This window comes from Sphingomonas sp. (assembly GCF_031380695.1).
Lineage (GTDB): Bacteria > Pseudomonadota > Alphaproteobacteria > Sphingomonadales > Sphingomonadaceae > Sphingomicrobium.
This window is the reverse complement of the sequence record NZ_JANMWY010000101.1, coordinates 1-2,465: the sequence shown is the minus strand read 5'-3', so window position 1 is coordinate 2,465 and position 2,465 is coordinate 1. Positions and strand designations below refer to the sequence as shown.

General features: G+C 63.5%; 2 protein-coding genes. Both read right to left on the bottom strand.

The genetic code is table 11. From position 1 onward, the window contains the following. Positions 1–1,881: acetyl/propionyl/methylcrotonyl-CoA carboxylase subunit alpha (locus RMN84_RS03845; RefSeq protein WP_309610886.1), on the bottom strand; the 1,881-nt coding region annotated here is incomplete at its 3' end. Positions 1,882–1,885: 4 nt separating this feature from the next. Then, a partial coding sequence (locus RMN84_RS03840; RefSeq protein ID WP_309610885.1) for a carboxyl transferase domain-containing protein occupies positions 1,886–2,465 on the bottom strand: 580 nt, incomplete at its 5' end.

Sequence of the window (2,465 nt, the reverse complement as noted above, 5' to 3'; positions counted from 1 at the left end):
CCCAGGGGGAGAGGGGGAAGGGCTTGCTTCCACCCGCGCCAGCACGGCGTCGACCTGCACCTGCGCGCCGGGTTCGACATTGATCTCGGCGACGATGCCGTCGAACGGAGCGATCAGGCCATGCTCCATCTTCATCGCCTCGAGCGTGAGGATGCGCTGGCCCTTGGTGACGGTGTCGCCGGGCGCGACGTCGACCGCGGTGACCTTGCCGGGCATGGGGGCGATGAGGGTGCCTGAGGCGGCGTCAGCGCCGACAGTCCCACGGGTCGATGAGCCGAACTCGTAGGCTTGGCCTTGTTCGAAGACGACGATCGTTTCGCCGTTACGGAAATTTGGCAGACCGTAGCCTTCTTCATCGACCGGTTCGACGTTTCGGAACTCTCCATCCAACAACAGAGTGACGTGCCGTTCCGCGCGTCCATTAAGTCGGAACGATGCCAGCCCGCGGTATTTTTCCTTCGAATTCGTGAGGGCGACTGCTGCTGCGTCACTCCAGACATGCGGAATTGCCAGATTACTGGGAATTAGCTTCTTGCCTCGGCGCTCGATGTACCCCGTATCAATCTGACGCCCTTCAAAAAAGTCTTCGTCAAAAAGCGCATTGGAAAGGAAGCGAGCGTTCGTTTTCACCGGCCAGACCATAATGTCGTAAAAGGTATCACCGAGCGCTCTAATCGCTTCTTTACGGGTTTTGCCTCTGCCGATCAGTTTTGCGATCATGGGGTCATAGTGCGGCGAAATTTCATCGCCTTGCTCAGAACCTGTTTCGATACGGTTCAGCGTACCGAGATCGAAAACCTCTAACCGCCCCACACTCGGCAAAAACCCCTTCACCGGGTCTTCCGCATACAGTCTCGCCTCGACCGCCCAGCCGTTGATCGACAGCTCGTCCTGCCGCTTGGGCAGCGCCTCCCCGCTCGCCACGCGCAATTGCCATTCGACCAGGTCGACACCGGTAATTTCCTCGGTCACCGGATGTTCGACCTGCAACCGCGTGTTCATTTCCATGAACCAGATGCGGTCGGCGCGCAGGCCTTCGCTGGCGTCGGCGATGAATTCGATCGTGCCTGCGCCGACATAATCGACCGCTTTTGCGGCACGGACTGCTGCGCCGCATAATTGCTCGCGCGTGGCCTCGTCCATGCCCGGCGCGGGGGCTTCCTCGATGACTTTCTGGTGGCGGCGCTGGAGCGAGCAGTCGCGCTCGAAAAGGTGGACGATATTGCCATGGGTGTCGCCGAATATCTGTACTTCGATGTGGCGCGGCGAGAGGATGTATTTTTCGAGCAGCACGCGGTCGTCGCCGAAGGAGGAGGCCGCCTCGCGCTTGCATGAGTCGAGGGCGTCGTCGAACTCGGCTGCCGCCTCGACCCGGCGCATGCCCTTGCCGCCGCCGCCGGCGACCGCCTTGATCAGGATCGGATAGCCGATTTTTTCGGCTTCGGTTTTGAGCGTGGCGGGCGATTGGTCGGCGCCGAGATAGCCCGGAGTGACCGGCACCCCGGCGGCGATCATCCGCGCCTTGGCGGCGTCCTTCAGCCCCATGTCGCGGATCGATTGCGGACGCGGGCCGACCCAGATCAGCCCGGCGTCGATCACCGCTTGGGCGAAGTCGGCGTTCTCGGAGAGGAAGCCATAGCCCGGATGGATCGCCTCGGCGTTGGTGGCCTTGGCAGCGGCGATGATCTTGTCCCCGACGAGGTAGGATTCGCGGGCGGGCGACGGGCCGATGTGGACCGCCTCGTCGGCGACACGGACATGGAGCGCCTTGGCGTCGGCGTCGGAATAGACCGCGACGGTGCGAATGCCCATCCGCCGCGCGGTGCGGATGATCCGGCACGCGATCTCGCCGCGGTTGGCGATCAGGAGCGAGGTGATCATTGCGCTACATCCGGAACACGCCGAAGCGCGCTTTCTCTTCGATCGGGGCGTTGAGGCAGGCGGCGAAGGCGAGGCCCAGCACATCCCGCGTCTGCGCCGGGTCGATGATGCCGTCGTCCCACAGTCGCGCCGTCGCGTGCCACGGGTTGCCCTGGGCTTCGTAATCGTCACGAATGGGTTGCTTGAAGGCTTCGGCTTGCTCGGGGGTCCATACGTCGGCGTCGCGGTGGACGGTGGCGAGGACTGACGCCGCCTGTTCGCCGCCCATGACCGAGATGCGCGAGTTCGGCCAGCTGAACAGGAAGCGCGGGGAATAGGCCCGCCCGCACATCCCGTAATTGCCGGCGCCGAAGCTGCCGCCGATCAGCACGGTGATCTTGGGCACGCTCGCGGTGGCGACGGCGGTGACGAGTTTGGCACCGTGCTTGGCGATGCCCTCGGCCTCATATTTGCCGCCGACCATGAAGCCGCTGATGTTCTGCAGGAACAGCAGGGGGATGCGGCGCTGGCAGGCGAGTTCGATGAAGTGGGCGCCCTTCTGCGCGCTTTCGGAGAAGAGGATGCCGTTGTTGGCGAGGATCGCG